The organism is Bradyrhizobium sp., from assembly GCF_035935975.1.
Taxonomy (GTDB): domain Bacteria; phylum Pseudomonadota; class Alphaproteobacteria; order Rhizobiales; family Xanthobacteraceae; genus Bradyrhizobium.
On sequence record NZ_DASYWN010000013.1, the window covers coordinates 66,208 to 92,521 of the forward strand.

At 61.9% G+C, this 26,314-nt stretch carries 24 protein-coding genes and 1 tRNA gene; 12 read left to right on the forward strand and 13 right to left on the reverse strand.

Features of this window, described 5'->3' with window-relative positions; all coding sequences use genetic code 11:
- Positions 1-136 precede the first annotated feature (136 nt).
- Positions 137-1,933: an adenylate/guanylate cyclase domain-containing protein gene (locus VGR99_RS05955; RefSeq protein ID WP_326897396.1), complete on the reverse strand. Its 1,797-nt coding sequence runs from the start codon at positions 1,931-1,933 to the stop codon at positions 137-139.
- 225 nt (positions 1,934-2,158) lie between these two features.
- Between VGR99_RS05955 and VGR99_RS05960 the strand changes: the two genes are divergently transcribed.
- Positions 2,159-2,791 carry a LysE family translocator gene (locus tag VGR99_RS05960; protein WP_326897397.1) on the forward strand — a complete coding sequence of 211 codons (633 nt, stop codon included), beginning with the start codon at positions 2,159-2,161 and terminating at the stop codon, positions 2,789-2,791.
- A gap of 28 nt (positions 2,792-2,819) precedes the next feature.
- On the opposite strand, the gene VGR99_RS05965 is transcribed toward VGR99_RS05960, so the two are convergent.
- The gene (locus VGR99_RS05965) at positions 2,820-3,062 is read right to left on the reverse strand and encodes a DUF1127 domain-containing protein (protein WP_326897399.1); all 243 of its coding nucleotides are present in this window, start codon (positions 3,060-3,062) and stop codon (positions 2,820-2,822) included.
- 341 nt (positions 3,063-3,403) lie between these two features.
- On the opposite strand from VGR99_RS05965, the gene VGR99_RS05970 reads away from it, so the two are divergent.
- Positions 3,404-4,534: a helix-turn-helix transcriptional regulator gene (locus VGR99_RS05970; protein WP_326897400.1), complete on the forward strand. Its 1,131-nt coding sequence runs from the start codon at positions 3,404-3,406 to the stop codon at positions 4,532-4,534.
- Between the two features lie 39 nt (positions 4,535-4,573).
- Here the strand turns inward: VGR99_RS05970 and VGR99_RS05975 are convergent, their stop codons facing one another.
- Positions 4,574-5,326, reverse strand: a complete 753-nt coding sequence (locus VGR99_RS05975; RefSeq protein ID WP_326897401.1) for a sulfite exporter TauE/SafE family protein — start codon at positions 5,324-5,326, stop codon at positions 4,574-4,576.
- 148 nt (positions 5,327-5,474) lie between these two features.
- Between VGR99_RS05975 and VGR99_RS05980 the strand changes: the two genes are divergently transcribed.
- Positions 5,475-6,365 carry a LysR substrate-binding domain-containing protein gene (locus VGR99_RS05980; RefSeq protein ID WP_326897402.1) on the forward strand — a complete coding sequence of 297 codons (891 nt, stop codon included), beginning with the start codon at positions 5,475-5,477 and terminating at the stop codon, positions 6,363-6,365.
- A gap of 3 nt (positions 6,366-6,368) precedes the next feature.
- Here VGR99_RS05980 and VGR99_RS05985 read toward each other — a convergent pair whose 3' ends face one another.
- The 3 genes from VGR99_RS05985 to VGR99_RS05995 all read right to left on the reverse strand — a co-directional run bounded on the left by VGR99_RS05985 (position 6,369) and on the right by VGR99_RS05995 (position 9,593).
- Positions 6,369-7,370 carry a tripartite tricarboxylate transporter substrate binding protein gene (locus tag VGR99_RS05985; RefSeq protein ID WP_326897403.1) on the reverse strand — a complete coding sequence of 334 codons (1,002 nt, stop codon included), beginning with the start codon at positions 7,368-7,370 and terminating at the stop codon, positions 6,369-6,371.
- A gap of 22 nt (positions 7,371-7,392) precedes the next feature.
- Positions 7,393-8,175, reverse strand: a complete 783-nt coding sequence (gene hisN / locus VGR99_RS05990) for a histidinol-phosphatase (protein WP_326897404.1) — start codon at positions 8,173-8,175, stop codon at positions 7,393-7,395.
- 527 nt (positions 8,176-8,702) lie between these two features.
- Positions 8,703-9,593, reverse strand: coding sequence for an N-formylglutamate amidohydrolase (locus tag VGR99_RS05995; RefSeq protein WP_326897405.1), 891 nt, complete (start codon positions 9,591-9,593; stop codon positions 8,703-8,705).
- A gap of 365 nt (positions 9,594-9,958) precedes the next feature.
- On the opposite strand from VGR99_RS05995, the gene cpdR reads away from it, so the two are divergent.
- From cpdR to VGR99_RS06010, 3 genes are all read left to right on the forward strand, one after another.
- Positions 9,959-10,318, forward strand: coding sequence for a cell cycle two-component system response regulator CpdR (cpdR, locus tag VGR99_RS06000; RefSeq protein ID WP_007597092.1), 360 nt, complete (start codon positions 9,959-9,961; stop codon positions 10,316-10,318).
- A 74-nt stretch (positions 10,319-10,392) separates the two neighbouring features.
- A tRNA-Val gene (locus VGR99_RS06005) sits at positions 10,393-10,467 on the forward strand.
- 417 nt (positions 10,468-10,884) lie between these two features.
- Positions 10,885-11,646: a hypothetical protein gene (locus VGR99_RS06010; RefSeq protein WP_326897413.1), complete on the forward strand. Its 762-nt coding sequence runs from the start codon at positions 10,885-10,887 to the stop codon at positions 11,644-11,646.
- A gap of 100 nt (positions 11,647-11,746) precedes the next feature.
- Here VGR99_RS06010 and VGR99_RS40080 read toward each other — a convergent pair whose 3' ends face one another.
- Both VGR99_RS40080 and VGR99_RS06015 read right to left on the reverse strand, forming a co-directional pair.
- Positions 11,747-12,199 carry a helix-turn-helix domain-containing protein gene (locus tag VGR99_RS40080; protein ID WP_414645091.1) on the reverse strand — a complete coding sequence of 151 codons (453 nt, stop codon included), beginning with the start codon at positions 12,197-12,199 and terminating at the stop codon, positions 11,747-11,749.
- Positions 12,200-12,247: 48 nt separating this feature from the next.
- Positions 12,248-12,601, reverse strand: coding sequence for a hypothetical protein (locus VGR99_RS06015; RefSeq protein ID WP_326897414.1), 354 nt, complete (start codon positions 12,599-12,601; stop codon positions 12,248-12,250).
- Between the two features lie 422 nt (positions 12,602-13,023).
- Here VGR99_RS06015 and VGR99_RS06020 point away from each other — a divergent pair, with 422 nt between their 5' ends.
- The 4 genes from VGR99_RS06020 to VGR99_RS06035 all read left to right on the forward strand — a co-directional run bounded on the left by VGR99_RS06020 (position 13,024) and on the right by VGR99_RS06035 (position 17,350).
- Positions 13,024-14,748 (forward strand): methyl-accepting chemotaxis protein, encoded by a 1,725-nt coding sequence (locus tag VGR99_RS06020; RefSeq protein ID WP_326897415.1) that lies wholly within the window; start codon positions 13,024-13,026, stop codon positions 14,746-14,748.
- Positions 14,749-14,889: 141 nt separating this feature from the next.
- Positions 14,890-15,264 (forward strand): hypothetical protein, encoded by a 375-nt coding sequence (locus VGR99_RS06025; protein WP_326897416.1) that lies wholly within the window; start codon positions 14,890-14,892, stop codon positions 15,262-15,264.
- A 202-nt stretch (positions 15,265-15,466) separates the two neighbouring features.
- Entirely contained in the window at positions 15,467-16,030 is a 564-nt protein-coding gene (locus tag VGR99_RS06030) for a hemerythrin domain-containing protein (RefSeq protein WP_326897417.1), read from the forward strand.
- A 600-nt stretch (positions 16,031-16,630) separates the two neighbouring features.
- Positions 16,631-17,350 carry a c-type cytochrome gene (locus VGR99_RS06035; RefSeq protein WP_326897418.1) on the forward strand — a complete coding sequence of 240 codons (720 nt, stop codon included), beginning with the start codon at positions 16,631-16,633 and terminating at the stop codon, positions 17,348-17,350.
- Between the two features lie 37 nt (positions 17,351-17,387).
- On the opposite strand, the gene VGR99_RS06040 is transcribed toward VGR99_RS06035, so the two are convergent.
- Together VGR99_RS06040 and VGR99_RS06045 are read right to left on the reverse strand one after the other, a co-directional pair.
- Positions 17,388-17,738: a cytochrome c gene (locus VGR99_RS06040; protein WP_326897419.1), complete on the reverse strand. Its 351-nt coding sequence runs from the start codon at positions 17,736-17,738 to the stop codon at positions 17,388-17,390.
- Positions 17,739-17,889: 151 nt separating this feature from the next.
- On the reverse strand, positions 17,890-18,342 hold the full coding sequence (locus VGR99_RS06045; protein WP_326897420.1) for a pyridoxamine 5'-phosphate oxidase family protein: 453 nt from the start codon (positions 18,340-18,342) through the stop codon (positions 17,890-17,892).
- A gap of 452 nt (positions 18,343-18,794) precedes the next feature.
- Here VGR99_RS06045 and VGR99_RS06050 point away from each other — a divergent pair, with 452 nt between their 5' ends.
- Entirely contained in the window at positions 18,795-19,166 is a 372-nt protein-coding gene (locus tag VGR99_RS06050) for a c-type cytochrome (RefSeq protein ID WP_326897421.1), read from the forward strand.
- A 70-nt stretch (positions 19,167-19,236) separates the two neighbouring features.
- A complete protein-coding gene (locus tag VGR99_RS06055) occupies positions 19,237-21,540 on the forward strand; it encodes a heavy metal translocating P-type ATPase (RefSeq protein WP_326897422.1) in 2,304 nt (767 codons plus the stop codon).
- A 51-nt stretch (positions 21,541-21,591) separates the two neighbouring features.
- Here the strand turns inward: VGR99_RS06055 and VGR99_RS06060 are convergent, their stop codons facing one another.
- From VGR99_RS06060 to VGR99_RS06070, 3 genes are read right to left on the reverse strand one after another with little or no spacing between them, the layout of a single operon-like run.
- Positions 21,592-21,903 carry a DUF3240 family protein gene (locus tag VGR99_RS06060; RefSeq protein ID WP_326897423.1) on the reverse strand — a complete coding sequence of 104 codons (312 nt, stop codon included), beginning with the start codon at positions 21,901-21,903 and terminating at the stop codon, positions 21,592-21,594.
- Positions 21,900-24,974, reverse strand: coding sequence for a CusA/CzcA family heavy metal efflux RND transporter (locus VGR99_RS06065; RefSeq protein WP_326897424.1), 3,075 nt, complete (start codon positions 24,972-24,974; stop codon positions 21,900-21,902). Before VGR99_RS06065 ends, VGR99_RS06060 begins: the two co-directional genes overlap by 4 nt.
- Entirely contained in the window at positions 24,975-26,105 is a 1,131-nt protein-coding gene (locus VGR99_RS06070) for an efflux RND transporter periplasmic adaptor subunit (protein ID WP_326897425.1), read from the reverse strand.
- Positions 26,106-26,314: the final 209 nt, after the last annotated feature.

The following is a 26,314-nucleotide window of genomic DNA, read 5'->3' on the forward strand; positions in this document are numbered from 1 at the left end:
AAAGTCCTAACAAAACGACAGCAGGCTATACTACTTCAGCGTGTAACGAAGTGTGGCCGAATTCACTGCCGTGTCAATAAAAGCCGGCGCGATGTCGCGGGGAAACTGACAGGAGATTGACCGCCGCGGCTCGCCCTCAGGACTCGGCGGCGCGTTTGAGGTCGCCCTGGACCAGGGTCAGCTTGCCGAGCGGCACGCCCGCCTTCAGCAGGCCCTCGCGGTAATGCGCGAGGTCCTCGGGCCGCTTCCAGTGGAAATTGCGCAGATGACGGTCCACGTTCAGGGTCGGGTAGTTGCCCATGAGTACGATTGTGGCCTCGCTCGCTTCGGCCGTCCGTCCCAGTTGCGCCAGCGCTGCGGCGCGGATCGCCAGCGCCTGCATGTGGTTCGGGTTGATGTAGAGCTGCTCGCGGGCCCATGACAGCGTCGCGTCATACTGCCTCAGGAGATAATGGCTGAAGGCGTTCAGCGCGGACCATTGGTAGCGCGGGTCGCTGTTGTCACGCTGGGAGGCCATCGAGAACAGCTCGATCGCCTCGCGGTGCTCGCCGACGACGAAATGGCAGATGCCGAGCACGCCGCGGGCGCCGTTGTCATAGGGATTGAGCGCGACCGCACGCTTGGCGGCGTCCATCGCGGCCTCGTAATGTCCCTCCAGCGCATGGGCCCAGGACAGGATCGAGAACGCGAAGGAGGAGCGCGGGTCGAGCCGGACGCTGGTCTCGGCGAGGTTCATCGCCTCCGCCCACATCTCCCGCGTCCCCTTGACCCAGCCGAACTGGATGCTCTGGATCTGGATCGTGGCGAGATAGGCGTGCGCGATCGACAGTTTGGGATCGAGCCTGATGGCCTCCCGGAACAGGTCGACGGCGGTGGCCAGATCCTCTTTGGTCTGCCGGTAGTAATGCGACAGGCCCTTGAGGAAACGGTCCCAGGCGCTGACGTCGGTCGAGATCCGCGCCGGCGCCGAGGCCTCGGCACGGACGATCTCGGTGGCGATGGCGGCCGACAGGTTGGTGGTGATCTCGTCCTGCATCGCAAAGAGATCGCCGATGTCGCGGTCGTAGCGCCCGGTCCAGAGCTGCTCGCCGGTCTCCGGCGCGATCAGCTCGGCGGTGACGCGGATCTTGGCGCCGGCGCGCCGCACCGAGCCCTGGATCAGATAAGTGGCATCGATCTCGCGCGCGATCAGGCGTGTGCTCACGTTCTTGCCCTTGAAGGCGAAGGTCGAGTTGCGGCTCAGCACCCGATAGAAGGATTGCAGCGAGAGCGCGTGGATCAAATCCTCGGTGAGGCCGTCGGAGAAATACTCGTCCTGGGCATCGCTGAGATTGGCGAAGGGCAGCACGCCGACGATGGCGGTGCGGTACTGCTGCGAGAGGGCGGAGGCCTCCCTCAGCTCGGGGGCGAGCGCAGGCGCGCCCTCGGGCGTCCAGGTCCAGACCCCGACCGCATCCTTGATGTTCTTGAAGCGATGGTTGCCGGCATCGGTCAGCAGCACGGAAACATGCTTGCTGGCTTCGCGATAGGCCTTGGCCGAGATGGCGAAGCCGCCGGGGCTCGCCACGGATTCGAGGCGGACGGCAATGTTGACATCGTCACCGAAGACCTCGTCCTCGTCGGCGATGACGTCGCCCATGTGGATGCCGAGCCGGAACTGCATGGCGCGCTCGGCGGGCAGATGGTGGTTGCGCTCCGCCATCAGCGTCTGCATCGCGATCGCCGCCTCGGTGGCGCCCACGATCGAGGCGAACTCCAGCAAAAAGCCGTCGCCGGTGTTCTTCACCACCCGGCCGCCGTGATTGAGGATGATCGGATGAATCGCGCTGCGATGGGCCTTGAAGGCGGCATGGGTGCCGGCCTCGTCGCTGCCCATCATGCGCGAATAGCCGGCGACATCGGCGCAGACAATGGCGGCCAGACGTCTTTCCATAGCCCCGGAGCTCCAAGGGATCGGAGACCAGCCACGGCGTGGCAGTCGCCTCGAATCCCGCATTTCAAGAACCCTGCCTTTATAGAGCAGATGTGGCCGAGCGATAGTATGAACCGCATTGCAAATTCCACGTAAATTTGACGCATACCGGCGGTGGACGGAGAGCAGCGAACCGACTAAGCCCGACTTCCAAGGCCGCAAGGCGGGCCGGGTGGGGGATTTCACATGCTGGGCATTCACGAGATCTGGCTCTTCATCCTGTCGGGCATACTGCTCAACATCACGCCCGGGCCGGATAGCGTCTATGTGATCGGCCGCAGCATGCAGATGGGCTGGCGGGGCGGCGCCGCGGCTGCGCTTGGCATCAGCTTCGGCTGCTTTTTCCACGTCGCGGGCGCCGCGATCGGCCTTTCGGCGTTGCTGATGGCCTCCTCGACGGCGTTCTCGATCCTGAAGCTGGTCGGCGCGGCCTATCTGGTCGTCACCGGGCTTCAGATGCTGTGGTCGCGCCCGGCGCTGGCGTCCGCCATCGACGAGCGGGCGCGGAGCTCGCTGCGACGGGTGTTCCTCCAGGGCGTCTTCACCAACGCGCTCAATCCCAAGGTCGCGCTGTTCTTCCTGGCCTTCCTGCCGCAATTCGTCGCAGCCGATTCCGCCCACAAGCCGCTCGCCTTCCTGACGCTCGGCCTGATCTTCATCTCGACGGGAACGCTGTGGTGCCTGGTGCTGGCCGCATTCGCGGCCAGGGCCGCCCACCGGCTGCGGAGCTCCGAAGGCGCGATTGCCTGGGTTAACCGCGCGCTCGGCGGCCTCTTCATCTATCTCGGCATCCGCGTCGCCATGCTGGAGACGCGGTAGATTTGTGTTGATCAAGGCCATGTCGACATCACCCAACTGAACGGATGCCTCGCGGGTCGCTATTCCGGTTCGAGGCGACGTAGTCGATCTCGCCACGCGCAATCCCGATATCCATGAGTTCCCGGTCGTTGAGGCTGCAAAGATCGGCGCGCAGCCGCGCCCGCTTGCGCCGATCTTGCAATTCACCCCAAAATTCCCTGAGCGCTCCGGAGAATCGCCGGTTCAATCCGGTAGTCTGGGTCGGGCGCGTCGGCGTGTAGATCGTGCTCATGCAGGATCTCCGGGGCATGCTCTCTCAGAGCCTGAGCGAGCGTGCGTTTGGCTGCGGGTTGGACGTTCCAACTCTCTGCTCTTTTTTGACTTTGCTCTCCGATACCTTCGCGCGCCCCCTCCGAATGGATGGGGCGACGGGAAATCATTCCGTTCAATGAGGGTGCATTGGGCGATGCCCGCTTTCGGTGCCGCGACAACCGGATGTTGCTCGGCAAAAATGGGTTGTACGATATGGCCAAGGCTCGCGCCGGGCGATTGCGAATGTGACGGTCCTGTCGGCACACCGCGATCAAGCCACCGCAATCAAGAAACGCCTGAAATCAGCAAGTGAGACATAGCATGACCGAAGCTCGTGATCTCTCGCAACTGCTGGCGGCAATGTACGATTGCGCCATCTCTCCCGACCTGTGGCCGCACGTTTTGCCGCTTCTGGCCGGCTACATGAATAGCCGGACCGCAGCCATCGGCGCCCGCCGCCGCGCCGCCGAGAGTCCTCATTTTTTTGTAGAGTTCGGTTTCGAGCCTGACGTGCACGAGATCTATGTTTCGAAATATCACGCAATCAATCCACGCGTGAGCGCGATGAGGATGTTCGGCGTAGACGAGCCGGTCCGGACCGAGGACCTTCTGGATATCGAGGAGTTCCGGCAATCGAGATATTACAAGGAGTTCAATCGGCCCTATGATGTGGGAGATGTTCTTGGCGCGAAGATCATCGAAGACGCAAATCGCATCGTGTCCTGTAACGTCAGCGGAAAAGACGGATACAGTCTTGAGGATGTCGAGCGATTTCGTGAACTCTGTCCGCATTTGCGCCGCGTTCTGACGATCTCGGATTTGCTCGAACAGAAGACGGTCGAACGCAATTCGCTTGCTGAAGTGTTGGACCGTCTCGCCGTCGCCGTCATTCTCGTTGACCGGAAGCAACGCATCATTCACGCCAATGCGGCCGCCCAAGAGTTCCTGTCCGACAACAAGGGCCTGAGTTCAGTGCATGGCGTGCTTACGGCGAACGATCCCCGCAACCGGGAGGGATTGCGCCGGGCTTCGCGAATGCCTGATCTGGATGCAAAATCGCTTCCACTGGAGACTGAAGAAGGGTGCTTTGCGGTCGCGACGCTGTTGCCTCTGACGAGTGGCCTTCGCGCAAGCTACGGCGGGCAGCTTTCTGCCAGCGCCGCAATCTTCGTGCACCATCAACCTTCGTTCGACGAAGGCATGGTGACCACATTGACGTCGGCCCTCGGCCTCACGGGCGCCGAGGCGCGTGTGTTGTCAGCCTTGCTCGAAGGTCTCAGTCTCGCGGACATCGCGGTGCGATTTCAGATTTCGATCAACACCGTCCGCTGGCATCTCAAACGGCTCTTCGAGAAGACCAACACCAAGCGACAAGCGGAGCTGATCCGATTCGCCTCGAGTGCCGTCCCGCAAGTCCGCATCGCCGGCGATGGGATGGGCAGTATTCATTGAGCATTGCGATTCGTTGAGCGACGATGTCGCGCTCGCGCGCTAGCGGAACTCCGTCACCAGCGCGCTGCCGGCCAGATAGAGGCCGAGGAAAATCATCGCGACCAGGAACCAGCGGCGAAACGCTTCCGCCGGCATCCGCGCGCGCACCGACTGGCCGATGAACATGCCGGCGAAGGCCATCGCCATGCCCACGGCGCCCGGCACGGCGTTGGCCGGTGTCAGCAAGCCGCCGGCGGTGAGGTTGAAGGCGAGCGCCAGCGTCGCCGTCGTAAAGAACACGCCGAGCGCCTGCACCAACTCGTCCTTCTCCATGCCGATCGCCTGCATGAACGGCATCGAGGGGATCACCTGCACGCCGGTCGAGGCCGAGATCATGCCGGTGATCACGCCGACCACGCCGCCGACCCATTTCTCGTGCCCCGGCGCGACGTGGAACTTGAATTTGCTGAGGCCGACGATGGCGTAGATCACCAGGAGGATGCCGAGCACCACGGTGCCGTAGCGCGCATACGGGCCGGTCAGCGCGCCGGCATTGAGCCAGCAGCCGATCACGGTGCCGATCATCAGCGGCCACAGCCGCCGCAGGATGTCGCGCAGATAGGGGCCGGCAAAAGTCTGCCAGATGTTGGTGACGATGGCGGGCACGATCACGATGGCGATGGCGCGGCTCGGCGCCATGCTGACGGCGAGCAGGCCCATGGACACGGTCGGAAGGCCGAGCCCGACGACGCCCTTGACGAATCCGGCGATCAGGAAGACGGCGGCGATGAGAATGAGAAGCGGGTCGATCATGGCCTGCACATTGACCGAAGCCGCGCGCCGGCACAATCTGAAGGTTACGGAGATAGCCTTCGTTAGCTACGAAGGCTAGTGCATGATCCGGAAAAGTGCGCGGCGGTTTTCCGGCGAGATCATGCTCCGATAAGAAGGCGGACCTGCCATGCGTTTCGACCTCGTCGACCTCCAGCTCTTCATCGCGGTCGCGGACCAGCGCAGCATCACGCGCGGCGCCGAACGTTCGAACCTCGCTTTGGCTTCCGCCAGCGCGCGGATCAAAGGGCTCGAGGACGCGCTCGGCGTCGCGCTGCTCAAGCGCGGGCGCCGCGGCGTCGAGCTGACCGCGGCCGGCGAGAGTCTGCTCGATCATGCGCGGGTGGTCATTCACCAGATCGACGCCATGCGCGGCGATCTCGCAGGCTTTGCCAGCGGCGTGCGCGCCAGCGTGCATTTCCTCGTCAACACCTCGGGGTTGTCGGAGCACCTGCCGAAGGCGCTGGCCGGATTCCTGCACGAGCATCGCGATATCGCCGTCGACATCGAGGAGCGCGAGAGCACCGATATCGCGGCCGCGATCACCGCGGGTGCCGCCGATCTCGGCTTCGCCGCCGAGCACGCGCTGCCCGACCATATCGAGCGCTTCGTCTTCAGCGAGGATCATTTGACATTGGTGACGTCGCGGCGCGGCCCGTTTGCGGGGCGCCGCCAGATCGACTTTCAGGAGACGGGCGCTTGCGACTTCATCGGGCTTACCAGCGCGACCGCGCTTCAGATGCACATTTCGAAGCATGCCGCCCGGCTCGGCATGCGCCCGCATTACCGCGCGCGCCTGCGCGATTTCGACGCGATCTGCCAGATGGTCGCCGCCGACGTCGGCATCGCCCTGGTGCCGGTCTCCGCCGCCCGCCGCTGCGCAAAACTGATGCCGCTTGCGATGGTCCGCCTGCGCGACGCCTGGGCCAACCGCAAGCTCGTGATCTGCGCGCGCAGTTTCAAGGCGCTGCCGCGCCCGGCCAAGATGCTGGTGGAGCATTTGAGGGCAGAGGCGGTGTGAAACCTACTTCGCCGTCTCCACCCCGGCGTCCTTGATCACCTTGCCCCACTTCTTCGTCTCGTCCGCGATGAACTGACGAAAATGCTCCGGCTCGTCGCCGATCAGCGTCGCGCCCTGCTGGGCGAGCTTCTCCTTCACGCCGGGATCCGCCATGGCCTTGGTGGCGAGGCCATGCAACGCGGTGACGATCTCCTTCGGCGTGCCCTTCGGGGCGACCATGCCATACCAGTTCTCGATGCGCAGGTCGGGAAAACCCGCTTCCGCCAAGGTCGGCACGTCGGGCGCGGTCGGTGCGCGTTCGGCCGACCCCATCGCGATCGGCCTCAAGGCGCCGGCCTTGACCTGCGGCAGCAGCACGGGGAGATCGAGGAACGTCATCTGCACCTGCTGGCCCAGCAGGTCGTTCACCGCAGGGGCTGCGCCGCGATAGGGCACGTGGACGATGTCGATCCTGGCCGTCAGCTTGAACAATTCACCGGCGAGATGCGGCAGGCTGCCGGGGCCGGAGGAGGCGAAGTTGAGCTTGCCGGGCTGCGACTTGGCGAGCGCAATCAGCTCGCTGATGTTGTTGGCGGGCACGTTGGTGGCGACGACGAGCATTTCCGGCACGGTCGCAACCAGCGTCACCGGCGCAAGATCGACCTGCGTGTCGTAGGCGACCCGCTCCATGCTCGGGCTGATCGCGAGCGCGCCGGCCGAGGAGATGGCGATGGTGTAGCCGTCGGGCGGGGCCTTGGACACCGCGTCGGTGCCGAGCACGCCGCCCTGGCCGCCGCGATTGTCGATCAGCACCGGCTGCCCCGACAGTTCCGACATGCGCTGGCCGATCACGCGGGCGATGATGTCGTTGGGGCCGCCGGCCGGGAACGGCACGATCAGCTTGATCGGTTTTGCGGGGAAATTCTGCGCCACCGCCGCTGACGGCAGCAGCGGAGGCAATCCAAGGAATATTCCAAGGAACGATCCAAGCAACAATCGAACAAGCGGCCTGCGTGAGATGGTCATGCAAGCCTCCCGCTCGCGTTTCTTATTGGTTGAGAAGCCTCAGTGCTTCTTCATGCACTCTTGCGTCGCCGGCGGCAATGATGCGGCCGCCGCCCTGGGCCGGCTTGCCTTCCCAGGTGGTGACGACGCCGCCGGCGCCGGTCACGATCGGGATCAGGGCCGCGATATCATAGGGTTTCAGCTCGGTCTCGACCACGAGGTCGACATGGCCGGCCGCCAGCATGCAATAGGAGTAGCAGTCGCCGCCATAGCGCGACAGCCGCGCGCTTTTCTCGATCCGGCCGAAGACGGCGCGGTCGCGCTCGTTCATCAGCAGCGGAGAGGTGGTGTAGGTCGTCGCCTCCGACAGCGAGGCGCAGCGGCGGACCTGCAGCCGGCGCTCGCCGGACGGGCCTTTATAGTTGGCTGAGCCGTTGTCGCCGGAAAAACGCTCGCCGATGAAGGGCTGGTGCATCATGCCGTAGACCGGCGTGCCCTTGTGCAGGAGCGCGATCAGCGTGCCCCAGATCGGAAAGCCGCCGATGAAGGACTTCGTGCCGTCGATGGGATCGAGCACCCAGACGTAGTCGGCGTCCTCGCGCTCATTGCCGAATTCCTCTCCGACGATGCCGTGCTGGGGGAAGCTCGCCTTGATCAGCCGCCGCATCACCGCTTCCGCGGCGCGGTCGGCCTCCGTCACGGGATCGAAATCCTTGGTCTTGCTCTTGTCGTCGATCGACAGCGAGGTGCGGAAGAACGGCAGAATGGTCTCGCCGGAGGCGGTGGCCAGCCGTCCGATGAAGGCAGAGAAGTCGATCACCGTCACGGCGTATCCTCAAAGCGAAAGTCGGGTGAAGCTCATCTTGCCTAGCTCAATTCGCCTTGCGCGTGCAGCGCTGTGTTGATTTGCACCCTGGTATTTTGGATGCCGGAAGCCGCTGCCCCATCTCAGTCATATGCTGGCCAAATATCGATCATTGAGTTGAAAACTTAGTTCCGAACATGCCTTGTTGGTATGCAAACGACTATCAACCCATTGAATTTCCTTATCAAAGAAACTGAATCCAGGTTTCTCTTAAAGCAATTGAGCCATGTGCGTATTGCATGGGGAATCGCTCAAAAGCCCTTGCACTTTGTGCGTCGCGGCCGCATATTGTTGCGGTGCGGTAGCGCTCTGCGTTACCGCTGCCCTCCTTGGGCGTTTCCTCCCTAGACTTGGGCCGCTTCTTCATCAGAAGCGGCCCTTTTTTCTGTCCGCCTCTGTTTTCAGTTTAGCGCGCGTAGCGATGCGAAGCGAAGGCGCATTCGCGCCAACCGCTCGCGGGACAATCGTTCAAAGAAAAAGCGTCTCGTCTATTCTGCCGCGGCCTGGAACGGGCCGAGATCGCCGAACGGGATCGTGGTCGCCAGAACGTCGGCGAGCACGCCGAAGTCGGATGCGACTTGCCCAAACCGCGGACCGCGCTCGCGCCGCCGCTCGTCCATGTAGATCCCGCGGTTGAACTCGAGCTGCACCGCGTGCAGGCCGCTCGCGGGATTGCCGTAATGCTCGGTGATGAAGCCGCCGGCATAGGGCTTGTTGCGGCCGATCGAATAGCCGAGCCCGCCCATGGTCTCCTCGACCCGGTCGGGCAGCAGCGGCGTACAGCTGGTGCCGTAGCGGTCGCCGATCACGATGTCGGGCCGGCGCGGCTCGTCCCTGCTGACGCCGACCGAGGGCATCGAGTGGCAGTCGACCAGCACCACGGTGCCGAACATCTGGTGGACCTTGTTGATCAGCCGGCGCAGCGCGCGATGGTAGGGCTTGTACAGCGTCTCGATCCGCGCCAGCGCATCCTCGACCAGGATGCGGTCGCGATAGATCTCCTGGCCGTCGCCGACAACGCGCGGAATGGTGCCGAGGCCGCCGGCGACCCGCATCGAACGCGTGTTGGCAAAGCTCGGCAGCCGCCCGCTGAACATGCGCGGGTCGAGCTCATAGGGCTCGCGATTGACGTCGACATAGGAGCGGGGAAAATTGACCCGCACGGTCGGAAAGCCGCGATCGCTCAAGTGGCCGATCAGCTCGTCCATGAAGGAATCTTCGGACCGCCGCAGCTGCGGCAGGTCGATCCGCGATGCTGCCAGGAATTCGTCCGGATAGGTCGAGCCGGAATGGGGCGAGTTGAAGATGACGGGCGCGCGCCACTCGGCGGGCTCAAAGATCTCGAAGGCTGGCGAAACCTCGCCGTCAAACCGGGTCATCTTCTCAGGCTTCGTCCCACATTCTCAGGCTTCATCCCTCGGCACCGCAGGTTCCCGGAAAACGTCCGGCGAAGACCTGAGCGCTATGATTCGGCCGTCCAACGGCTCTTATCTGTCCGTCATTGTCCGGAATCACAACCATTCTGCCAAGCGAAAAGATGTGATTTGCCGCTGGAACATGTCTTAACCGTGTGGGCAGGCAGGTGGGGACGCGCCGGTGCGGCTTGATTGATTCGCAGCCCGTTCGGGTTCACAAGGAGCCGGCAGTGCGCGCCGCCAGGGTAAAGATTTTCACCCCAAATTTACCGTCTGTCGGGCTTAGTGACCTCTGCTGATAATCCTCTGGGGATTCGACGTTTCCTGCCATGCCAAAGATCCTGCTCGCCGAAGACGACAACGACATGCGCCGTTTCCTGGTCAAGGCGCTGGAAAATGCCGGTTTTCAGGTCTCGTCCCATGACAACGGCATGGCCGCCTATCAGCGGCTGCGGGAAGAGCCGTTCGAGATGCTGCTGACCGACATCGTGATGCCGGAAATGGACGGGATCGAGCTCGCCCGCCGGGCCTCGGAACTCGACCCCGACATCAAGATCATGTTCATCACCGGCTTCGCCGCGGTCGCCCTGAACTCGGATTCGGACGCCCCCAAGAACGCCAAGGTGCTGTCCAAGCCCGTGCATCTGCGCGAATTGGTCAGCGAAGTGAACAAGATGCTGGCGGCCTAAATCGGCCCCGTTCCGTCCTTGCGCCGGGTCCCCCGAGCCGTTATAGGGACCCCACCCGATCTAGACGACATCTAGGGCACGTAGCTCAGCGGGAGAGCACTACCTTGACATGGTAGGGGTCACAGGTTCGATCCCTGTCGTGCCCACCATCTTCTTCAATGACTTAGGCGCCCCGCGCCTGAGGTCTGAAGGGGTGGTTTCCACGAGATTTCCACGAAGGCCCATTTCGACGCGGGCTGCCCCGTCCAGATGCGGCTGGCTGCCCAAATGCAGGCGCTCGGTTTCCGGCCCCCCGGAGAGGGATGCCGAAGCATAGCCTCGCTTCCCCCACGTTACTCCGAAGGTAACGCAGAAGGCCGCGTGCTCTTTCTCGATCGTCGCCTTGGACGTAGCCATCACTTCTCTATCTCGCATCGAGCGCGCTGGATCGTATCGATCTGGAGACAGTGCACGTGAAGAGTGTCACGCGAAGCGCCTCTTTCGTCAACAGCGCGTTTCTCGTGTTTAAGCCAGTGCACTGGCCTATACTAATGGGCCCTTCGCCTCTCGATTCGGCTCCGCAGCGCATGTCCTCATCTCCAGGCAGAATTGCCAGCGAGTGGCTCGCTTACATTCGGCCTCACGTCCGACCCTACGAGGCGCTGGGCCGGGGCGATCGCCGCGACTACATCGCCAAGCTGTCGAAGCGGGTGAAGCTGAGCGACAACACGCTCCGGCGTTTCATCTCGGCTGCCCAATACCTGGAGGCCGAGGGCATCACTGAGCTGCCGTCCGGAGTTCGGATGCCCGTGGCTGCCGTCGAGCGCGTCGCTCGCATTGCAGCACGCCAACCCGAGAAACGACAGCAACTGCTGAAGGATGTTGCCGAGGGTAGGCTCACGATCATTGAACTCAGGGGCCTTCTCAAGAAGAGCACCAAGGCTGCTGCCAAGCGCGAGCGCGCTGCACACCGTGAAGAGCCGCTGGAGCAGCGGGCGTTGGCGGCGCTCGAGGCGCGAGGCGTTCTCAAGCGTGCCGAAGCGTTGCTCGCGACGTTTCAGGATATGGACCACTGGTCGTACTTCGATTCGCACACCAAGCCTGTCCTGGTTATTCAGCTTCCGCGGGACCGGCGCATCGTCGTCATGGATGACAGATCGGTCGGTGGCACAGCCGCCTCGTTCATGAGGCAGCGGAAGGAGTTCTTGCGCAACATTCTCGCCGGCACGGGCCTCTATGACCAAGTGTGCGTCTTCGCTTCGATCTGGCACGAGGACGTCGGGAAATTGATGCGAGCGATGCGGCCGCAGATGCGGCGGCGCGTCATTTTGGTAGGGCCGGAAGAGTAGTAGTGGCGGTGCGCATCGGGCGGATGAGTTGATGTCCGCGCCCGCGAAGCTGCCTTTTGTTCGGCAGCGACCAAACAACAAGGGCAGAATGGCAAGCGTTTCAAGTGCTCTTGCTTCGCAAAAGCGTCTCGGATGGCGACTCACCAAACGTGACCTTATAAAGGTGCGACAGCTCTCCCATGTGCGAAAAACCGTTTGCGAATGCGGCCGATGACACCGACGTGGCCGGCATGCCTTTCGCGAGTTGCGCACGTAAAGCCCAAAGCCTTTTGTTGCGGAGATGTTGATGCAAGCTCGCTCCGTGAACTGCCTGGACAGCAAGCTGGAGCGTTCGGACTGACGTTCCCAGCTCTCGAGCTAGGCTCTCACTGTAGAGAGGCATTTCTGGATGCAAATGCGCAAATTCATCCAGCTTCGAAACCAGCTTGCGGTGCCTTTCGAAAGCGCGCGAGCTTGAAGATTTGGCGCTCTTGGGGACCAGCACATTATCCAAAGCATCTATCAAATCGTGTCGAAGCGATACGGCAGCAAACGCAAATTGCTGATGATGCATTGAAGCAGACGACAAGGTCAAAGCGCTTCGAATAACGTGTTGTAGACGTTAAAGGCACTCAGCGCTCGTATTGTGCAAACGTAGTCGTCCTTCGGACTCGTCCCATCCACGATTCTGCATGTCGGAAGAGAACCGGATGACAGCGAACGTATTAGGAGACGGCTCGCGAAGGTCGAGCAGGATCTCGCTTCTCAGCAATCCGACTTCGGACGAGCTCCAGGTCTTCCCGTTGAAAACGGCATCTGTCTGGTTGCTCATCGGTACGACCAAAGTGCAACCCATGGCATTCATCATCCCCGAAAGTGTGCGAGGCGATGTTTGCTCGAGCATAATCAGCATGCCAGGCAGCGCGGTGATCGCGCGACCGTAGAAATACGGTCCGAGCAAGGCGTAACGCTCCATCTCCAAAAATCCGATGGCCCTGAATTCGTCAGGGCTAGAGACGTGCTGCAGTCTCAGATGAGCGGATTGCTTCAGCTTCGAAATGGCACGGGTTTGCACCGAACTATTGAGTAGGATCAATATCGACCGAATTCCGATAGGCACGTTGGTTATCGTTTATATGACTGCCAGCATACTATCAATGCAATCATTGATAAGAGGAAAATGCCTCATGTCCAACATCGTACTCGCTGATCGAGGTCGCCCGGGAACGGGCAGACGGTTTGACTGTTGCTTTGTCCGCAATTCGGTCGGCCCAAGCTGGATGAGCATGGCGATGGCACAGCTATGCCGCGCAACTCGGTAATGATGACGAACTAAAAGCAAACCTGCCGATTTCCGATAGCAAGCGCAAGCGAGGTTTAAGGGCGGCCAAGTATGCAGTGCTGAAGCTCCGGCTGCTTGTTTTGGGGGATGCCGTGCAGGTTCGTTTGACCATTTCGCGTTCCATCGTAGTCTTCGGTATTGCCGTCGTCCTTGGACTCGCTGCCATCATAGGCACCAGCAGCTACGTCCTTCAGCAGATCAAAGTTGGCGGGCCGGTGTACGAAAGGATCAAGCTAGGCAACGACCTGATCGCCGATATTCTGCCGCCGCCAGAATACGTAATCGAGGCCTATCTGGAGGCGACGCTTGCGCTGCGCGATCCCGGCTTGCACATCGAGCGCCGTGAGCGGCTGTCGCAGCTCCGGAAAGACTACGATGACCGTCGGGAATTTTGGTCGAAGTCGGGGCTTGATCCAGCGTTGAAATCGCTTCTGGTTGAGAAGTCAGACGCCGAGGTTAGCCGTTTCTGGAGAGCTATCGAGGAAGGATTGCTGCCGGCCCTGTCGGCCGGCAGGATCGACGCTGCGGTCACGGCTTATGAAGCGACAACCTCGGCTTATAAGGCGCATCGCGCCGTCATTGACGAGGTTGTCAAAAGGACGACCGACGCGAATACGGCCGCCGAGGCCAGTGCTTCATCAACGGTCAGCACGCTTTCGAATGCTGTGTGGGGCGTATCCGCGTTCGTAGTTCTAATGATCTGCGCGGGCCTTGTTGCCGTGGCGCTGGGCGTCGTACGGTCGATCAGGTCCATGACCTCGGCGATGGAGCGGCTCGCCGGCGGCGACCCTGATGCTTCCATCCCCTCCGCCTCGCGCCGCGACGAAATTGGCGCAATGGCGCAGGCCGTGCTGGTGTTTAAGGACAATGCCGCGCGTGTGCGTGAGATGGAGACTAATCAATCTGCACAGCGCATTCTCGCTGAGCAGGAACGCAAGATTAAGTTCGCGCGCATGGCAGACGAATTCGAGGCGACTGTCGGCGGCGTCGTGGGCATTGTCTCTTCCGTATCCTCAGACATCGAGGCGACCGCTGTAACGCTCGCCGATGCCGCTCGCTCGACGCGCACTCTCACGGAAGGCGTCTCCATTGTATCAGAGAGTTCGTCCAAGAGCGTCGGCTCGGCGGCGGCAGCATCTGAGGAAATGGCGGCCTCTGTTGGTGAAATCGGCCGCCAGGTCGATGAAGCCAACCGCATCACCAGCGCCGCGGTTGGCCAGGCGCATCGCACCAATGAGCTAATGGCCGCATTGTCCGGGGCTGCAAGTCGCATCGGCGAGGTCATCAAGATGATTACGGCGGTCGCAGAGCAGACCAATCTGCTGGCTCTCAACGCCACTATTGAAGCAGCTCGCGCTGGCGAAGCTGGGCGCGGCTTTGCCGTGGTCGCTGCCGAGGTCAAGGCTCTGTCGGCCCAGACGGCGAAAGCAACGGACGAAATAGGCAGCCAGATCACCCAAATGCAGGCAGCGACAGAATCTTCAGTCGGCGCGATCCGGCAGATCGGCAGCACGATCTCGCGGCTCTCGGAGATCTCGGCAACCATTGCCGCAGCCGTGGAGGAGCAAGGCGCAGCGACTAAAGAAATCGCCCGCGGCGTGCAGCAAGCCGCAGATGGCAGCGACGAGGTCGTCAGCAGCATCCGGCAAGTCAATCGCGGCGCGGCCGATACTGGAGCGGCGGCAGATAAAGTGCGCCACGCGTCGGAAACACTTAGTGGCGAGACAGCACGTCTGACAACTGCGGTTCGGCGGTTCGCGGAGACAATCAGAGCGGCTTGACGTTCTCTTGATTTGATGATCGCCTACGTCCAAGCGCGAAGAGCGGCTGAGTTAGTTCGCATTGGATCAAACTAGGCAAAGCACATCGCGACCGCCCCCGATGGTTGGGGTGGACAGCCCATCGCCGGGAAGGTGGTCCGGGTGGACCCGGCCGGTTTCCTGAAGGTCTCCGCGCTCGGCATCGAGGAGCAGCGGGTCCGCGTGACCATCGATTTCAGTGACCCGCTGCAGGCATGGTCGCAACTGGGGCATGACTACCGTGTGGTCGTCCACGTGACCACTTGGAGCGCTCAGGACGTCCTGACTGTGCCGGTAAGCGCTCTATTCCGAAACGGTGATCAGTGGGCCGTTTTCGCCGATGATAACGGCCGTGCGCGGGCCAAGCCAGTTCAGATAGGTCACCGCAGTAACCGGTTCGCCGAGGTATTGTCCGGACTGACTTCGGGGGATCAGGTTGTTGTACGTCCAAGCGACCGAATCGTCGACGAAAGCAGGATTGCGCAGCGAGGGAGGTAGAGGCGCCTCGGGCCTTCGAAGCGGCTGCTTCTGGCGCAAAGCGGATGTTCGGAGGAACCCGCACCGGCTGCCTCGACTTTCGAGAAGGCAGTATGTCTTCCCCGTCGACGCCGCGGCCGGTCCTCCGCGCTTGATCTAGCGCAAGAAACTGGGATCGCTTTCAAGATAGCTTCCATCATTCAATGGCTCATTGGAGGTCGCAATGATCATTGAGGGTCTGTCCCGGGAACATCGCAACATCGAGACGCTGCTCGCCGTGCTTGAGCGCGAGCTTCAGATTTTCGATCGCGGGGACCACCCTGACTATGAGGTCATTCGCGCGATCATCAACTACTTTGAGCTCTATCCGGAGCTGTACCATCATCCCCAGGAAGAATTGGTCTTTGCCAAGCTAAAGCTTCGAGATCCAGCTGCGGCCGCAAGGGTCGGCGATCTGACGCTTGAGCACCAAAAAGGGACCCAGCGTTTGCGCCGCGTGGCTCAGGCGATCGACAGTGTTCTGGCTGATCGAGAGATTCTTCGGCAGAATGTGAACAACATCATTCGCGATTTCATAGAGAGCGAGCGGCGTCACATCATGATCGAAGACCGCGACTTCTTCCCCGCCGCCCTCAAGGCTCTCAAGCCTGCAGATTGGACTGAGATCGCTTCGGCCACAACCAATCATGAGGATCCGCTGTTTAGCGAGGCTGCCGAAACAACCTTCGACGCGCTACGAGCGCGCATCTTGCAGATGGAGCAAGAGTCCGAAGTCGAACGGCGTTAGAGCGTGCTGCGGGCTGGTTGACGAGCGTCCCAATGGCAGATTCTGTGCCTTGTTCGAGTCTATGGAAGGCAGTTAGATCAATTGCGTGCAGAAGCCTCCCGAGTTGCACGAGGCGATGCACGTGTCAGCTATGGGGGAGAGCGAGCAGATCGTTGATCTAGATCATTTCGCTATACCGCCAAGGAACGCATGCTGCGCATCGGATACGAGGAAGGTTCCATATGGCGCCGGTCTCAGCACCTCATAACGGAAAATGCCCTCGCGGTGGTTCTGGGCTGGTTCATCGCGAGTGGTACGAACGTATCAATGCTCAGGAAGCCCAAGAGCTCTGGCGCTGCTGGAACTGCGAGCGCGAATTCATCACCGCCGTCGCATCTGACGGGACAGAGCCATCAGTCACTGGGATCACCGAACCGTTCTTTACGAACCTGCTTGTCTAGTCATTGACGCCTGGGCCGATCGACAAGGAATTCGTTTGATGCGCTCGGTCGGTGCGTCGAGATATCGCCTTGGTGCCCGCGCATGACGTCAGTCATTTGGAAAGGTGTTGATAGGAATCGGCGCCGAGCCTGGCCTTGCCTCATCTTTTCGAGCGCTGGTATGAAGTGCCGGACGCTGCTGACCGCCGCGATCGTCGCCATGCTCCCGCTATTTAATGCGGGGGCAGAGAATCTGCCTGCTGGCAATGCGTCAACGCAACTATCCGACCTTATGGTCGCGCTCCAATTCCAACACATCAAATTATGGTTCGCCGGAAAGCTCAGCAACTGGAGCTTGGCGAATTACGAGCTTCGACAGATCGAAGCCAACTTGCGGAAGGCAATGCCCCGTCCATCCGAAAGCCTGCGATTGTCCCAAGCTAACGAACAGTTGCAAGCCCTGGATCGTGCGATTGAACTGAAGGATAGTGCAGCTTTCGCCAAGGCTTACTCGGATCTCACGAACGGATGCAATACCTGCCACCGCGCCAGCGGATTCGGTTCGATCACCATCCAGGTGCCGGTCAATTCGCCGTTCGGCGATCAGCTGTTCGCGGATCAGGTCGCGGAGGGTCGTGCGCTGGCTCGCGGGACCTGCGGCCTATGTCACGTCATCTCGGATGCTTCAAAGGAGACACCAGCCTTTCGCTTCCCCGCGCCAAGCTTCAGCGAAATTGCCAGTCGACCATCCTTCTCAGCCAGCGATCTCCGACTGTTGTTGGCGTCAAGCCACCGTCGCGTCGGCCCGAACGAAGCAATGCTCAAGCCAAAGCTCGCCGAACACCAGATTGACGCGATCGTGGCGTTCTTCGAGACCTTGCAGGCCGACCGGGCTCGCTAAGAACCCAGCCTACGGCACGGTCGCGGCGATCAGCGTTCTAGTCCTGACTCTTTAGGCTGAGGATATAATTCGCGAGAGCGTCGGCCTGATCGGGTGCGATGACCAGGTTAGGCATGTTCTGATGGCTGGTCTTCAGGAACACTTTCAGCGAAAGAGCTGTCGTTCCATGCCTGTTTGCGATTGCCGCGAAGCCCGGTGCCTGATCCGACGTCCCCGCCATGTGCGGTTCGATTGCATGACACGGCTTGCACCATGCTTCCGCGAGGCGGCGTCCTTCCAGCGCGCTGTCCGCAGCAAGTCCGTCCGCGTTGTGCACGCGGACGAGGAAAAAAGCTGCCAGCGCGACCAAAATCGCGAGGCTCTTGCCGACTTGGATGCTGCGAAACATGTTTCCTTCTCAATTCGCGGTTGGGCTCATAGCAACACCGCGAGCGCCCGCGGGTATTAGCTTCATCGCCAAAAACGCCGGCTGATCGGCTGCTTCGGCGAAGAAAAGCAAAAGGGCCGAGCGCAACCGCCTTGGCGGAGGCCGCGGCTCCCTAGCACGCGATCAGGTCGGTATGTCCAAATCCCTTTGAGTAGTCGAGCAGGGAAACGATCGTCGGTGTCAGGCGGAAGACGCAGACATCCGAAGTTGTCGGCATGGGAAGATCAAGGCCCCCTTGGTTTGGATATCGCGAGATCAGGAGCCGCAAGGCTTTTTCGAATTCGGCGGGATCCGTCACGAGCTTCGCGTGTGCCGCCATCGACAGGCCGGCGATGTCCATCACCTGGGCGGGATCGTCGTCCACCGCTAGCGAGACCCGATCGTCCCTCGCCAGGTTAGCTGCCTTCTGGCTGTCTGCTCCACAAAGGAAATAGATGACGAGCCCGTCATTGGCGTAACCAACCGTCGTCACCTGGGGCCAGCCGTCAGATCGTAGCGTTGCGATCCTCGTAGTCCGGTGCTGATCCAGAAGCCGAAGGATTTTCCGCTTGAACGTTTCGTCCATTGGTCGCCTCCGATTTGGATCAGTGTAGCCCCGAAGAGGCTTGCAGGTTTTGAGGCAGGTCAAGTATCGGAGCAGCCGGCCGTCAAGCCTCGGCGCAACCGGCCTGCCCATACCCTTGAGAGCAGTTACGCCAATCGCTTTCGGCGGGCACGGTGCCATTTGGCGGTCATACTTGTCGCTCCAGCGAGCCCTATCACCATCGCGCTCATCCTTTGAGCTGCATCAAGCCGACCTTCAACGGCGATGACATCGTGTGGGCTCGGAGGGCTGCTTCGATGCGCCGATTTGCCATGAAAGCCCTATTCACGGCTCTGGCTTTCAGAAGGGCCGAGAAGGAGCGAATCGATTGGGATCGAAATATTTCGATCCTCTCGACGGCGGTGACCGTCGGATTGGTTACGCTCTATGTTTACGGGAAGGCGACCTCGCGCTGGTGAACCGGAACGACTGCGATGATGCGATGCTTGCTGATACTTTCGACAATAGCCCTCTGGTCGAGCACCGGCGCCCACGCGCTCGACGAGGAATATCGACATGGCAAGGAGCTGCTGCAAAAAATGTGCGCCCGCTGTCACGCAGTTGGCAGGACCGGCGCGAGTCCTAACAGGCAGGCGCCACCTTTTCGCAGTTTTAGCGAAACCAAGCTCTACGACAGCGACTTCCTGCAGCGACTTCAGGATGGCTATAGCAGCATTCATCCTGCAATGCCGACCTTTCGCTTCAACAGGGATGATGCCGAGGCAGTTCTAAACTACATGAAGTCCGTTCAGGAAGCACCGAAGCCGAAACGATCTCTACAGGGGGGGCCGTCTCTAGGGCGGTAGCATTCCCAATGTTGTTGATTCCGGTCAGGCAACGAGGCTGGTTTCGGAAGAGAGTGATCTGCATGTGAAAATGCCGAACCAAACCATGTCGTTTGAGCGGGTTTGGCGGTGGACCCTGGTTGCGATCGCAATCGCGGGACTGACCGCGGGTATTGTTGCGCGAGCCGCAGGTCGACCTGATTTTGCCGATCTCGCATGGGCAATCGGCACGGCACCCGTGATAGGGGGACTGGCCGTTTCGATTGTCAGGGACTTGCTGGGCGGCCGCCTGGGGGTGGACGCGATTGCTCTCCTGTCGATGAGCGCGGCGTTGGCGCTCGGCCAACCGCTCGCGGGGGCTGTGGTCGCGCTGATGTATTCCGGTGGAAATGTGCTGGAGGATATCGCGATCGCACGAGCGGAGCACGACCTGCGGTCTCTGGTCGATCGTGCGCCGCGCCAGGCCCATCGCAAGACCGGCGAGGGGGTGGAGGAGGTGCCGGTCGAGGTAGTTTCCGTCGGCGAAGAGCTCCTGGTACGCGCCGGCGAGATCGTGCCGGTCGACGGCATCGTCCATTCGGCCGCGGCGACCATCGACGAGTCGGCCGTTACGGGAGAGCCGATACCTGTCGAGAAGACGCGGGGCAGCGCTGTTCATTCTGGTTCGCTGAATGCGGGAGAGACGTTCGAGTTGACCGTTACCGCACCGGCTGGCGAGAGCACCTACGCCGGTATTGTACGCATGGTAACGGCGGCGCAAACGGCGAAGGCGCCTTTTGTGCGCTTGGCCGACCGCTATGCGTTGATCTTCCTGCCGGTGACGCTCGTCATCGCCTTCCTGGCGTGGCAGATCTCCGGCGATCTGACCCGCAGCCTTGCCGTGCTGGTGGCGGCGACACCTTGTCCTCTGATTCTGGCCGCGCCGGTTGCCTTCATCGCCGGCGTGGCGCAAGCCGCCCGCCGTGGAATCTTGGCCAAGGGTGGAGGTGCGCTGGAGGCGCTGGCCCGCGCGCACACCGTCCTGTTTGACAAAACCGGTACCTTGACGGTGGGAGGTGCGCGGTTGCTCTCGATTGAAGTCGCCCCGGGGGAAAATCCCGACGAGGTCCTCACTCTTGGGGCATCGCTTGAGCAGGCCTCGCATCATGTCCTTGCCAAGACCGTCGTTGCTGCCGCCGTTGATCGCGGCCTCAAGCTGAAAACGCCCGAACAGGTCAAGGAGACCGTGGGCACCGGCTTGTCTGGCCTGATCGACGGCCGGCAGATAACCGCTGGCTCGCGAGAGCTGATTCGCTCGAGTGCTGAGCTGTCGCCGTGGGAGTTGCGGGCAATCCGGCGCGCATCTTGGCGCTCGGCGTTGATCGTCTTTGTTGCCGTGGACGGACGTCCGATCGGTGCGCTGCTGTTGGCCGACGAACTGCGGGCTGATACGCCGCGAGCGATCCGGCTGCTGCGCGACGCGGGCATTGCGCGAATGGTCATGGTCACGGGCGATCGCGCCGCAGCGGCGCAGGCCATCGGAGCAGCGCTCGACCTCGATGCCGTGCTGGCCGATCGCGTTCCCTCTGACAAGGTCGAGGCCGTGCGCACGGAGCAGCGGCTGCATCCGACCATCATGGTCGGCGATGGCATCAATGACGCCCCGGCACTGGCCGCGGCCGATATCGGAGTCGCGCTCGGCGCGCGCGGCGCGAGCGCCTCGTCCGAGGCGGCAGATGTCGTGATCCTGACGGATCGGCTTGATCGCGTAGGGGAAGCGATCATAATTGCGCAGCGAGCACGGCGTATTGCCCTTCAGAGCATCATTATTGGTATGGGATTGTCGTTGGCGGCCATGGTGGCCGCCACCGTTGGCTGGCTGAATCCCGTCCCGGCAGCGATCGTGCAGGAGGTGATCGATGTTGCCGTCATCCTGAACGCGCTTCGGGCGCTCACGCCAGCCCATCGGATTGCCGGCCGCCGGATATCCGCAGAGCAGGGGCTGACGCTTCATCACGAGCATCAGGCGCTGTTCAGAGATCTCGACCGGCTGCGGAAGATCGTCGATGCGATTGACGATGCGACCCCAGACACGGCGGCGACCTTGATCGAAGAGGCTCATCGCCTGGTCCAGGGCAGCGTTGTGACGCACGAGCGCGAGGATGAGGGCAGCGTCTATCCGAAAATTGCAGAGGTGCTGCGAGAACGCCATGGCCTTTCGGCCATGAGCCGCGCGCACCGTGAGATCCTACACCTTGCGCGGCTGCTCGCGCGGATCGCGGCCGACCTACCGTCAGAAAAGATCGATCGGTATCTTATACGGGACGCCCAACGTGTTATCGAGGCGATCGAAACGCTGGTGCGCATGCATACTGCTCAAGAGGAGGATATTTACGAAGCAGTGTCCGCGCAGTAATCAGGGGCGAGCTTTACGCTGTCTAAGCGCCAGGCGACAAAGCCCTGTTGATTAGTCGATCGTGCCGAATTCCGCCACGGGCAGGATCCAATAGACGAGATTGGTGCCGGTAAACGAAGCCCGAACCCGGTCCAGCAAGCGCTCGGCATCGCTCCGTGGCAGGATAATCCATACAATGACCTGATCGGCGTGCCCTTTGACGCGTTCGGCCGGGCTTTGGAGCCGCACGCCGGCGCCGTGCCCGGCCGCATCGGAGGCCGTGAAACCCCTCACCAGATCGGTCTGTTCGCCGAGATAGTCGAACAGCTCATCGCGAAGCTGGCGCGGCAGGATCAGTGTGAGGCAGACGGAGCCGCTCGTCATTTGGTCCCCTTCGCAGCGCCGCCGTAACGGCGGTACAGGATCGGCAGCAGGATCAGCGTCAGCAGTGTAGACGAGACCAGGCCCCCGATCACGACGATGGCCAGCGGTCGCTGCACTTCCGATCCTGGACCCGAGGCAAACAGCAGCGGGATCAACCCGAGCGCCGTGATACTGGCCGTCATTAGAACGGGCCGAAGTCTTCGCATGGCGCCTTCGACGACGATGCGCCCCTCGCTCAGCCCATGAGCGCGGAGCTGGTTGAAGTAGGAGACCAGCACGACGCCGTTCAGCACGGCTATGCCGAGCAGTGCGATGAATCCTACCGACGCCGGAACGGACAGATATTCGCCGCTCGAGACCAGCGCGAATACGCCGCCGATCAGGGCGAAGGGGATGTTGACCAGCACCAGCAGGGCGTGGCGGACTGAGCCGAACGTGGTGAACAGCAGCACGAAGATCAGGCCGATGGCGACTGGCACTACGACAGAGAGCCGCGCGGCGGCGCGCTGCTGGTTCTCGAACTGGCCGCCCCAGGTCAGCCGATAGCCGTCTGGCAGCGGAAGCTCGGCGGCAACCTTCTGCTGAGCTGCCTGGACGAATCCGACCATGTCGCGGCCGCGGACGTTGGCGCGAACCACGCTCATCCGATTGCCGTTTTCGCGGTCGATCTTCACGGGTCCATCGACGCGCTGGATACGGGCGACCTGCGACAGAGCGACGTGCTGCCCGGACGAAAGCGTCAATGGCAGGCTGGCGAGCAGAGTCGGCGCTTCCCTGGTCGTCTCGCTGCCGCGGACCAGGATGGGCGTGCGGCGTCCCTCCTCGAGTGCCGTCCCGATGGTGCGGCCCTCGATCTGCGTGCGCAGCGAGTTGGCAATGAAATCGACCGTCAGGCCGAGGCGGCCGGCCTCCATCCGGTTCACGGCTAAAGTGTAGTATTGGGCGCCTTCGTTGAGGGTGGTATAGACATCCTCGGCACCATCGATGCCGGACAGGATGGACGTCAGTTTCGCCGCGATCTCATTGAGCCTGACGATGTCCGGCCCGAAGATCTTGACTGCGACGTCGCCGCGTACGCCGCTGATCATCTCCTGCACACGCATGTCGATCGGCTGGGTGAAGCTGAGCGAGATGCCGGGAAAGCCCGCCAGAACCTCGCGAAGCTTCTGAAGCAGGGCCTCTCTGTCCGTAGTCTGCCGCTCTGCCGCAGGCTTGAGCACGAGAAACGTATCGGTTTGATTGGGACCCATGGGGTCGAGGCCGAGCTCGTCCGATCCGGTCCGGGCGACAATGCCGGCAACGTCCGGCACCTTCAACAACGCCGATTGCAGCCTGGCATTGATGGCGAGCGATTCGTCCAGGTTGACGGAAGGAAGCGTCTCCACGCTGACAATGACGTCGCCCTCGTCCATCGTCGGCATGAAAGTCTTGCCGAGTTTCGTGTAGGCAAAGCCTGCGGCGGTCAGGCCGATCAGCGCTGCCGCGACGACCTTGCGCTCATTGTTCAACGCCCAACCCAGGGCAGGGGCGTAGGCGCGCTGCGCGGCCCGGATCAGGAGCGGATCTCCATGCGAGGCGGACTTGAGCAGGAAGGAGGTCGCGACTGGAACGACGGTGAGCGCGAGCAGCAGCGAACCGGCCAGGGCGAATATGATTGCGAGCGCGACTGGAATGAAGAGCTTTCCTTCCAGTCCCTGCAGGGTCAAGAGCGGTACGAACACGATGATAATGATCAGGACGCCGGACGCGACAGGTTGCAGGACTTCGCAGACCGAGCGGAACACGATGTGGATCAGCGGCGTGGCTCTGCCGGGATCGTGCTTGCTGAGGTTGCCGACGATGTTCTCGACCACGACCACAAGTGCGTCGATCAGCATTCCAATCGCGATTGCAAGGCCGCCGAGACTCATCAGATTGGCCGACATCCCGACCGCCCGCATCACGATCAACGCCATAACGATGGCGAGCGGCAGGCTGAGCGCGATCACGAGCGATGCGCGCCAGTTACCTAGGAACAGCAGCAGAAGCACGATCACGAGCACAGTGGCTTCGCCGAGCGCCCGCACGACGGTGCCGACGGCACGGTTGACCAGATGGCTGCGGTCGTAGAACACGTTGATCGAGACGCTCTTTGGCAGCGACGGCTGCAGTTCCGCAATCCGCGCCCGGACGTCGCGAACGAGCTGGCCGGCATTGGCGCCACGCAGGCCGAGCACCAACCCTTCGACCGTCTCGCCGCGGCCGTCGGCCGTGACCGCCCCGTAGCGGGTCAGCGCGCCGACCTTGACGCGGGCCACGTCATTGACCCGGATCGGAATGCCGTCGCGGGTATCGACAACGATTGAGCGGATATCGTCGACGCCGCGAATGCTGCCTTCGATGCGAACCAGCGCACTGTCTTCACCCTGGTTCACGCGGCCCGCGCCGTCGTTGCGGCTATTGGCCTCGATGGCCCGGCGGAACAGGTCGTAGGAGATGCCGCGGGCGGCAAGCGCGTCGTTCCGCGGAACGATCTCGAAGGCACGGACATAGCCGCCGAGCGCGTTGACATCAGCAACGCCGGGAACCGTGCGCAAGGCCGGGCGGATCACCCAGTCGAGCAGGGTCCTCCGCTCCGCGAGCGAGAGCTCGGGGCTGTCGATGGTGAACATAAACATCTCGCCCAACGGACTCGTGATTGGCGCAAGCCCGCCGCTCACGCTGTCCGGAAAATCGCGCGAGATGTTTGACAGGCGTTCCGAGACCTGGTTGCGCGCCCAGTAAATGTCGGTGCCGTCCTCGAAATCGACGGTAATGTCGGCCAGCGCGTATTTGGTGGTCGAGCGTAGAATCTTCTTGTTGGGGAGTCCGAGAAGCTCAAGCTCGATGGGAACCGTGATGCGCTGTTCGACCTCCTCGGGGGTGAGGCCCGGCGCCTTCATGATCACCTTCACCTGAACCGGCGATACGTCCGGAAAGGCGTCGATTGGCAGGCTCGGAAGAAATACGGCGCCGGCACCGATCAACAGCAGCGCGCTCAGGACGACGAACAGTCGCTGCGAAAGTGCAAATGCGACGAGGCGCCGGAGCATCTATTGCCCCAACCCAGAGAGAATACCGCGCAGCGCCGAGATGCCGCCGATCGCGATCTCGTTATTGTCCGTGATAGGGCCGGATACCACCACGTGGTCCTGATCTTCCGCGAGCAGAGTGACTGGAACGAGGCGGAAGCCGCCGTCGATGGCCACGAAGACAGAAGTCTGTTCGCCGCGGCGGACCAGCCCGCTATAGGGAATCTCCCAAGCGCTTTCGCCGGCGGAAAGGAAGCCGATGCGTGCCGCAGCTGTCTGGCCAGGATGCAGCTCACCATTGTTGGGGATTACCGCGCGCACCAAAATGGTCTGAGTTGCCGCATCCGTGGTCTCGGAGACCAGCACGACGTTGCCCGGTATGGCATAGCCTTCGATTTCAATCTTCGCACCGGTGCGGATCGCACGGATGTTGGACGCTGGAATTGCGATCTCTGCCCAGAGTGACGATAGCTGCGCGAGCTTGACGAGCGGCGCGGACTGCTCGAGCCGCTGGCCTGGCGAAACCGCGATATCAACGACGGAAGCCGCCTGCGGTGCGTGGACGGTCAGCCTCGCGCTGATCGCCGCCTCGTTGGTCAGCCGCGAGACGGCCTCATCGGACAATCCGCTCAGGCGCAACATCTGGCGTCGCTCGGCGACCGCGATGCTCGCCTGCCGCGCCTCGGTCTGGCTCGCCTCCAGCACACGCTGCGGCACCGCCTTTCCTTCAAACAGGTCGGCGCTGCGCCTGAGTTGCTGGGCGGCGAGAACTTCTTGCGCGATCGCTTGCAGATACTCGCGTTGCTGCGAAACGAAGCCCGGGCTTTCCAGCGTGACGAGTGGCTGACCGGCGCTGACGCGGTCTCCGCGAGCGACAGCCAGATTGGAGACCATCCCTGCAACGGGAGCGCTGACGACCCACAATTGCGGCGTTGGAATCACGATCTGGGCCGGGTAGGGTAGCGTCTGGTCCGTACGACTCGATACCGGATGCGTGACCCGGACTCCGAGATTCTGAGCCTGCTCCGCGCTCAGCTTCACTTGATCTTCCGCTATCGACACGGAGGGCAGAAAACCGAGTGGGAGTGTAAGAAGAGCCCGGACCACGGTGCGAAAGAGGCTCGGACGGAAGGTCGCCTTCCGGAAGTGCATGACGGATGTCCTCTATCGCCGGGCAGCCGGAGCGCCGTGATTGCGGATCTTGCTTACTCTCCCAAGGCCATGATGGATTGATTTGCGTCAACCACGCCCCGCTTGTCGCCCGTAGGTGATGCAGTCGGGTGCTTCAACGGCTTCCCCGTGGGTCCTCGTACCGCCCCCGGAAATTCGAGCGGACGTGCGATCGGCTGCGCAATTTCGCC

Coding starts and splice junctions, on each gene's coding strand:
- VGR99_RS05955 (WP_326897396.1), bottom strand. CDS start 1,933: ATGGAAAGACGTCTGGCCGCCATTGTCTGCGCCGATGTCGCCGGCTAT.
- VGR99_RS05960 (WP_326897397.1), top strand. CDS start 2,159: ATGCTGGGCATTCACGAGATCTGGCTCTTCATCCTGTCGGGCATACTG.
- VGR99_RS05965 (WP_326897399.1), bottom strand. CDS start 3,062: ATGAGCACGATCTACACGCCGACGCGCCCGACCCAGACTACCGGATTG.
- VGR99_RS05970 (WP_326897400.1), top strand. CDS start 3,404: ATGACCGAAGCTCGTGATCTCTCGCAACTGCTGGCGGCAATGTACGAT.
- VGR99_RS05975 (WP_326897401.1), bottom strand. CDS start 5,326: ATGATCGACCCGCTTCTCATTCTCATCGCCGCCGTCTTCCTGATCGCC.
- VGR99_RS05980 (WP_326897402.1), top strand. CDS start 5,475: ATGCGTTTCGACCTCGTCGACCTCCAGCTCTTCATCGCGGTCGCGGAC.
- VGR99_RS05985 (WP_326897403.1), bottom strand. CDS start 7,370: ATGACCATCTCACGCAGGCCGCTTGTTCGATTGTTGCTTGGATCGTTC.
- VGR99_RS05995 (WP_326897405.1), bottom strand. CDS start 9,593: ATGACCCGGTTTGACGGCGAGGTTTCGCCAGCCTTCGAGATCTTTGAG.
- cpdR (WP_007597092.1), top strand. CDS start 9,959: ATGCCAAAGATCCTGCTCGCCGAAGACGACAACGACATGCGCCGTTTC.
- VGR99_RS06010 (WP_326897413.1), top strand. CDS start 10,885: ATGTCCTCATCTCCAGGCAGAATTGCCAGCGAGTGGCTCGCTTACATT.
- VGR99_RS40080 (WP_414645091.1), bottom strand. CDS start 12,199: ATGCATCATCAGCAATTTGCGTTTGCTGCCGTATCGCTTCGACACGAT.
- VGR99_RS06015 (WP_326897414.1), bottom strand. CDS start 12,601: ATGGAGCGTTACGCCTTGCTCGGACCGTATTTCTACGGTCGCGCGATC.
- VGR99_RS06030 (WP_326897417.1), top strand. CDS start 15,467: ATGATCATTGAGGGTCTGTCCCGGGAACATCGCAACATCGAGACGCTG.
- VGR99_RS06035 (WP_326897418.1), top strand. CDS start 16,631: ATGAAGTGCCGGACGCTGCTGACCGCCGCGATCGTCGCCATGCTCCCG.
- VGR99_RS06040 (WP_326897419.1), bottom strand. CDS start 17,738: ATGTTTCGCAGCATCCAAGTCGGCAAGAGCCTCGCGATTTTGGTCGCG.
- VGR99_RS06045 (WP_326897420.1), bottom strand. CDS start 18,342: ATGGACGAAACGTTCAAGCGGAAAATCCTTCGGCTTCTGGATCAGCAC.
- VGR99_RS06050 (WP_326897421.1), top strand. CDS start 18,795: ATGATGCGATGCTTGCTGATACTTTCGACAATAGCCCTCTGGTCGAGC.
- VGR99_RS06055 (WP_326897422.1), top strand. CDS start 19,237: ATGCCGAACCAAACCATGTCGTTTGAGCGGGTTTGGCGGTGGACCCTG.
- VGR99_RS06060 (WP_326897423.1), bottom strand. CDS start 21,903: ATGACGAGCGGCTCCGTCTGCCTCACACTGATCCTGCCGCGCCAGCTT.
- VGR99_RS06065 (WP_326897424.1), bottom strand. CDS start 24,974: ATGCTCCGGCGCCTCGTCGCATTTGCACTTTCGCAGCGACTGTTCGTC.
- VGR99_RS06070 (WP_326897425.1), bottom strand. CDS start 26,105: ATGCACTTCCGGAAGGCGACCTTCCGTCCGAGCCTCTTTCGCACCGTG.